The 6,635-nt window shown below is 61.0% G+C and carries 9 protein-coding genes; all 9 read right to left on the bottom strand.

Annotated features, from left to right (window positions below; genetic code table 11):
* On the bottom strand, positions 1-1,540 hold a 1,540-nt coding region (locus tag A3AS_RS0133395), incomplete at its 3' end, for an efflux RND transporter permease subunit (protein ID WP_018317466.1).
* Between the two features lie 7 nt (positions 1,541-1,547).
* On the bottom strand, positions 1,548-3,251 hold the full coding sequence (locus tag A3AS_RS0133390; protein WP_245283342.1) for an efflux RND transporter periplasmic adaptor subunit: 1,704 nt from the start codon (positions 3,249-3,251) through the stop codon (positions 1,548-1,550).
* A 51-nt stretch (positions 3,252-3,302) separates the two neighbouring features.
* A complete protein-coding gene (locus tag A3AS_RS0133385) occupies positions 3,303-3,689 on the bottom strand; it encodes a hypothetical protein (RefSeq protein WP_018321833.1) in 387 nt (128 codons plus the stop codon).
* A gap of 288 nt (positions 3,690-3,977) precedes the next feature.
* Positions 3,978-4,478, bottom strand: coding sequence for a heme-binding protein (locus A3AS_RS0133380; RefSeq protein ID WP_018321832.1), 501 nt, complete (start codon positions 4,476-4,478; stop codon positions 3,978-3,980).
* A gap of 108 nt (positions 4,479-4,586) precedes the next feature.
* On the bottom strand, positions 4,587-5,264 hold the full coding sequence (locus A3AS_RS0133375) for a TSUP family transporter (RefSeq protein WP_018321831.1): 678 nt from the start codon (positions 5,262-5,264) through the stop codon (positions 4,587-4,589).
* A gap of 124 nt (positions 5,265-5,388) precedes the next feature.
* Positions 5,389-5,760, bottom strand: coding sequence for a hypothetical protein (locus tag A3AS_RS47840; RefSeq protein WP_157644457.1), 372 nt, complete (start codon positions 5,758-5,760; stop codon positions 5,389-5,391).
* A gap of 20 nt (positions 5,761-5,780) precedes the next feature.
* A complete protein-coding gene (locus A3AS_RS44155; RefSeq protein ID WP_018321829.1) occupies positions 5,781-5,966 on the bottom strand; it encodes a hypothetical protein in 186 nt (61 codons plus the stop codon).
* Complete coding sequence (locus tag A3AS_RS0133360; protein WP_157644456.1) at positions 5,963-6,208, bottom strand: hypothetical protein; 246 nt, start codon at positions 6,206-6,208, stop codon at positions 5,963-5,965. The genes A3AS_RS44155 and A3AS_RS0133360 overlap by 4 nt, the downstream gene beginning before the upstream one ends.
* A gap of 43 nt (positions 6,209-6,251) precedes the next feature.
* A complete protein-coding gene (locus A3AS_RS0133355) occupies positions 6,252-6,629 on the bottom strand; it encodes a hypothetical protein (protein WP_018321827.1) in 378 nt (125 codons plus the stop codon).
* Positions 6,630-6,635 lie beyond the last annotated feature (6 nt).

Here is a 6,635-nt window from a genome sequence, read left to right as displayed (position 1 = left end):
TGGTGACAACAAGGCTTTCGCGGTCTCCTGAATGGGCCCGTCCCGAAAGCAGATAGTAGGACAGCACCGGCGTTACCGTGATCGACGTCAGCAACGAAGCCAGGATCGAGACCACATAGGCCACGCCAAGCGGCGTGAACAGCCGCCCTTCGATACCCGGAAGAGCGAACAGCGGCACAAAGACGAGAACGATGATCATCGTTGCATAGACGATGCTGGAACGAACCTCCTGGCTTGCCTCGGAGATCACGTCGAGGACAGGACGCGGCGTGCTCGACGCAGCGTTCTCCCGCAAGCGCCGCAGGATGTTTTCAACGTCCACCACGGCATCGTCGACCAGCTCGCCGATGGCGATGGCAAGGCCACCCAGCGTCATCGTGTTGATCGTGAGCCCGAAGGCGCGAAACACCAGGACGGTCACCAGGATCGATATTGGAATGGCCGTCAGCGAAACGAACGCTGCGCGTCCGTTCATCAGGAACACGAACAGGACCACGGCCACGACGACGGCGGCTTCAAGCAAAACGCGCTCGACATTGCTTATCGACGTCTCGATGAATGTGGCCTGCCGGAATTGCACGTTGGTGACGTTGATTCCTCCGCGCATGGTGCGTTGCAGATCCCTGAGCGTGGCTTCGATATTGCGCGTCAACGCCACGGTATCCGCGGCCGGCTGCTTCATGACGCTGACGATGACCGCGGGCTCGCCGTTGTACCCGGCGTCACCCCGCTTGGTGCGCGCTGCAAAATCGACGGCGGCGACCTGCTTCAGCAGGATCGGCTGCTGGTCACGGGTGGCAACGACGGTGTTGCCGAGGTCCTCGATCTTCCTGGTGAGTCCGACATTGCGGATCAGATATTCGCGGCCATGCTGGTCAACAAAGCCGCCGCCGCTGTTAGTGCCGAATTTAGCGACCGCCTGCTCGATCTGGTCGTGGGTGATGCTGAGCGCCTGCATGGTCGCGACATTCGGCGTCACGCGGTATTGGCGGACCTCGCCGCCGATGGGTATCACCTGGGCAACACCGGGAATGGCGAGGAGCTGCGGCCTGACGACGAAGTCGGCGAATTCGCGCACTTCCATGGGCGAAGCGGTGCCATCGCTGGTCAGCGCGATCAGCATGATCTCGCCCATGATCGACGTCACCGGTCCCATCTGGGGATTGACCGAAGAGGGCAATTGTTCGCGGATCAACGCCAGCCGTTCCGAGACGAATTGCCGGGCGCGGTAGACGTCGACGCCCCAGTCGAATTCGACGTAAACGACCGACAGACCGACGCCCGAGACCGAGCGTACCCGGATGACGCCGGGCATGCCGTTCATCGACGTCTCGATCGGAAACGTCACGAGTTGTTCGACTTCCTGAGGTGCCAGCCCCTCCGCCTCCGTCAGGATGTTGACGGTCGGGCGGTTGATATCCGGCAAGACGTCAACGGAAACGGTCGGCAGGACAAACAATCCGTAGCCAACCAGCACGGCGGCTACCGCCAGCACGAACAGGCGATTGCGCAAGCTTGTTTGGACAATGAGTTTGAACATGAGCAGCCTACCGGATCTGATTAACCAAGTCGGTGCCGCGAACGACGATGCGGTCGCCGTCGTTGATACCGGCCGCCACGATCACGCGGGCCGCGTCCACCGGCAGCACGCGAACGGGTTTTGGCTCGAAACGCTCGGGCCCGGCGTGCAACCAGACGATATTCTCGCCATTGCCGCTCCGAACGACGGCATTGCGAGGAAAGATCAGGCCAGCCACGGGTGCGCCGCTCTGGATCATCACATTCAGCGGCTGACCGATGTTCAGGCCCGTTGGTGGCTCTGGTATCGCAAATTGAACGACGGTTGCATGCTGGCGCAGGGCCCGGCTCGTTCCGACGAAGGTCAGCGCAATCTGTTCCCCGCTCGGGGACATCGCCGTTGCGGCTTCAGGCTGCTTCAAACCTATATCGTCATAGGCCAATGCCTCGACCCAAAGGCTGTGGGGGTCCGCGATCTGGAACAGGACGTCTTGCGGCTGAATGACCTGGCCCGGCACGACCTTGGCGGACGTGATGATGCCGTCGATTGATGCCCGTAGTTCCTCAAACCCGGTGCGAGAATTTCGAACGGTTTCGCGGCGCGCCCGCAGGCCCTCCAATTCGCTTTCGAGGTCGTTGACCTGCCCTTGCGGCACTGCGCCGCGCTCGGCCAGCGGCCTCAGACGCCGCAGCTTGTTTTCCGTGACTGCCATCAATTGTTCGATCTCGCCGACCTTCTCTAAGATCGTCGTGCGGTCCGCGACCGGCAGATGCGGTTCGATCTGGATGAGCAGATCGCCCTTGCGGACGGTTTGTCCAATGCGAGGTATGCCGCCATCGATCGGAACGACGCGGCCGCCGTAGACACTTTGCACGATGCTGCTGCGGTTGGGGTCGGCAATGACGCGGCCGATCAGCGTCGCGGCGGGGCGAATGGTTTGCGGCTCGGCTGCAGCGGTCCGTACGTCAAGCAGCCGCTGCGTCGGCTTGGCCGCGAAGACGGTGCCATCTTGCAGGCGCCGCGGGGCGTCGCTTAACGCGGGACCATCCGGCGGATTTGGTTGCGTTGCGTTGGTCCGGCCCTGGCCGACCATAATGGCCGCGACGAGGACGAACGCTCCTGCCATCGCGGCGGACATTGAAGCGGCCATGTTGCGGCCGCGCCGCCTCCAATAGGCAAAGAGAAGGCCGAGACCCAAGGCAGCAAGTGCGGAGCCCGCCACGACGGTTCGGCTTGAGAAGAGCCAACGATGCCTGTCGGTCTGCTCTTGGAGTGGGGCATTGCCGGCAGGCGTCGGCACGAGCGAGTCCACTAGCAGATCATTGCCCTTGCTGGCGGTGATCGAGAAGATGACCTCAACCGATCCGGGCGGCGGGCCATTCGGAATCGCAGCGGCGTAGACACCGTTCCCCTGGTTCCCGGCTTCGATCGGAGCGGAGTCGCCTACCGTCACCTGCAACCCAGCATCCGAGACAGGCTCGTTCGTGACCGCATCGTCGATGAAGACGGAAAGCTTGCCCTCTTTCAGGATGCCGACGATCTCGTACAACTCGGAGCGCGCCGCAACTCTCGGATAGGCTGATGACACCACGGCCCCCTTCTCGGCGTCGCCGTGGTCATGCCCCTCATGGGCAAGGGCGCCCGGGAGGCAAAGGAACAGTGCCAGCCAACCAATGCCGGCCAGGCCAAATCTGGCGAGCCGCCCTTGCGGGCAGCGCTGATTCATAAGCATGGAAAAATCCTTCAGACATGCGAGACGCCGACGGCAGGAGGGCCGTCCGAATTACGCGATGCTGAAGGTACTTGGTGGCCGGATAAGCGCTTCGGGCCTGACGCCCACGATGGGCCGCATAACCGGCAGTTCAAAAGTGCCCAACACGTCGAAGGAGCTGACCAAGTTTATGAACTGCGGTGACGCAATCGAGGCGCCAAAGATGTTCCAAGACAAGCTTGGAGCGCCTTCGTCATCATCATGATCCGGCCCGTCATGAACGTGGCCGTCGGCACTGTCACCTCCGTGAGAGTGGACGTGACCTGCCAATTGATCGTGAAAATGGAGGGAACCGCTGAGCGTGACTGAAGGCGTCGGCATGGCGCCAACCGACGCCTTTACCTGCGAAACCGAAATCAGTGTCGCCTGAAGCACAAACGCCGATATCGCCATGAACATGGCTGTTCTGGCGACTTGACGAAAGGGTTGGAGAAACCGGTGCTGCACAGCAAAAACCTAGGCGATCCTCGCGACGTTTTCAAGGTGACGTTCAACCAGACCAGACATAGACGTCCCACGGACCAGCTGAATGTTGAATGAACGCCGCTCCCTAGGTGGCACTGCCTGACGTAGGGCCGTCCCTCGAGACGCGGATTTCTGCAGGATGGAAGCCAGGACTTCGATTCGCATCGTGTGATTCACACGCGGGCGCGATCGACGATCGCACCGAGTTCCTGCCGCACGCCCTCAGAACTCCAGCTTGTCACGTATGGCCTCGATCCCGGCTTTCGCGCAAGCTTCATCCGCGTCGCCGCCCGGAGCTCCGGATACGCCGACTGCCCCAACCAGAGAGCCGCCTGCTTCGACGATCAGTCCTCCCCCTATGATGACTGCGCCGGGGAGATTGCGAATACCTGCTTGCATCATGCCATGCTGGCTGACCGCATTCAGATCGGTCGTGCTGGTCTTGAACGATACAGCGGTCCATGCTTTCCCGGATGCCGTCGACGGCGTGTGGGGACCTGCAAAGCGATCACGCAGCATCACTTGCGTCACACCGGAGCGATCGACGACGGCGACGGCCACCTGATATCCACGGGTGCGGCAGCTATCCAAGGCGGCGCGCGCGAGATCGAGCGCCAGCTCCGGACTGAGCGACTTATAGGCGATCAGGGGCTCTTCCGCCCGCATAGGACCGACAGATGCCATCAGCAGGGCTGTCGCGATTGATAAACATCGAACATTCATCGTTATCTCCGGCAGAATACAAAACTTGCTAACACAATTGAGAACTCATCGAACAGCTCACGCTATGCGCCTTGGTCCGAGCTCGTCAGTGGCATGATGCCCTCAGCGTCAGCGGAAGGAAAACGGCAGTGTCGACACGACCAGCGAAACTCCCGCGAACAGCAGCAACGCCAACACGGCCTTGCGAAACGTCTCGTCGTCGATCGTCCCGAACAGCTTGAAGCCGGACCAAAGACCAGCGGCCATGAAGGGTACACCCAGTGCGTACAGCATCAGCGTTTCCTTGGTGATCGTGCCGGCCGCGGCCTGGGAGAGCGAGATGACCACAAAGGCGACAAACAGCACCGGCTGAAAGACAGCCCGTCCGCCGAGCATCCCGTTCGAGATGCCAATCGCGATATCTGTGCCGGTTCCGATTTTCATGGGCGCGAACACCGGGCGCGTGAGGCCATAGATCGCGTAGATCAGCAACAATACGCCGACGCCGAGCCTCAGATAGACGGGATTGAGATAGGCGAGAATTCCAACGCCGATGGGAATGCCGATGACGGTTCCGAGCGCGAGCGGCCATGCCTTGCGCAGATCCAGAACATGCCGCAGCTTGTAGATACCGTAGCCTTGTGTGAGCAGACCGTACCCGGCGATCAGAGTGGCGGTCTGCATTGGCGTGATGATGTGCAGCCAGACGCCAGAAACCACCAGGCCCATTGCGAAGCCCGAGAAGCCGCTGACGAAGCCGCCGACAAGGGCGGCAAGAGCAAACACAGTGAAGACAAAAACATCCATATGATCGTCCCCCTCGGAACGAGGCGGCGAGCGCTTGGATGGAATTCCATCTCACGGGGAGGTCGCGGTATCCCCGAAGTCGTCAGCTCTTATGTGAGATGCCAGTCCGGTCTACCTCCCGTCGTCACGATATGCCGGCTGCAAAATGCCGTCGAACGGTCCGCCGAGACCGGTCGGCGTCAGGTCGACCCGTTCGCCGTTCAACGTGCCGAAAGCAGCCATCGTCGTTTTCTCCGAGACCGAGGCATAGTTCATCTTTCGCGATGTTCCATTTTCCAATCTTTTTCACACCCATCGAATAGCTTCGAAGCGTGCCGTCCGGGTCATAGACCAGACGATAATGGACTTCGTCCGTGAGCTGCTTCCCCGTGAAGCTTGCGCGAATCTGCGCGCCGGTGAGAGAACGCATCGTCTTGGCTGTCGCAGAAGCAGCATCGCAGGCGATCAGGGCTCCGATCCCGACGGCGAGCGCGGCGATGAAGAAAGTCGCCCGCAAGCTTCGAGAGCCCATGCCCCTCATTTCTTGCAGGACTTGCGACACATCTGATACTCGGTCTTGCAGGCTGGTCCGGCATAGTTTTTCATGCATGCCTTCTGCTGCTCGGCGCAGACCTTGCAGCTCTGTGCCTGAACCGCATGTTCGCTCCCGATCAGCCCCGTCAGCACGAACAGTCCGAATACCGAGCTTCTCATGGCGTTCACTTTGCCCCTCCTCGTCTCGTCCTGTCCATCAGCAGTAGATCGTCCCTGACCTCCAGCGCGTCGAGTGCGAGTGCGAAGCCCGCCCTGACCTGCGCGGCGTCACCACAAAAAACGACAGTCTCAAACGTCCGCGCGGCCGCTTGATCTCCCTGCGCGGAATCGCAGGTTGGCAAGTCGGCCGGCGCCGCGGTTCCCTGGACGGCTGCTTTGCGACCAGTTGCACTCTCTTCCTTCATCGGCATTTTCTCCTCGTCGCCGATTCGTTCTGTTCCCGAACTCTCACTGCTAGTTGTTGCGATGCACCGCGACCATGCCTTCCAGCGGGTTCTGATCCTTGTTCGCGCGCATCCGGATGTTCGTGCCAGACACCCAGACCTGATTGCATTCCAAGGCCGTACTCCCCGGGCTTGAAATGCACAGCCTGTCGTTGCGGATTTCCCATTTGCCGGTCCATGAACTTCCGGCTTCAGAGCTGACGAGCGCACCGTCCGGGCGCAGGTACATCGTCCAATGCGGTCCGTCGGTGATGTCCTTGCCAACCATTCGTGCCCGAATCTGCTTGCCGTCGAGAAGTCGGAATTCGTCGGCACGCGCAGCCAATCCGGGCGTCAGCGCGGCCGCGACGATGGTGCATGCGACGGCATGTCGAACGGAGTGCGTCATTGGTCG

It is taken from the genome of Bradyrhizobium sp. WSM2793 (genome assembly GCF_000379585.1).
Taxonomy (GTDB): Bacteria; Pseudomonadota; Alphaproteobacteria; order Rhizobiales; family Xanthobacteraceae; genus Bradyrhizobium.
This window is presented reverse-complemented; position numbering and strand designations above follow the sequence as displayed.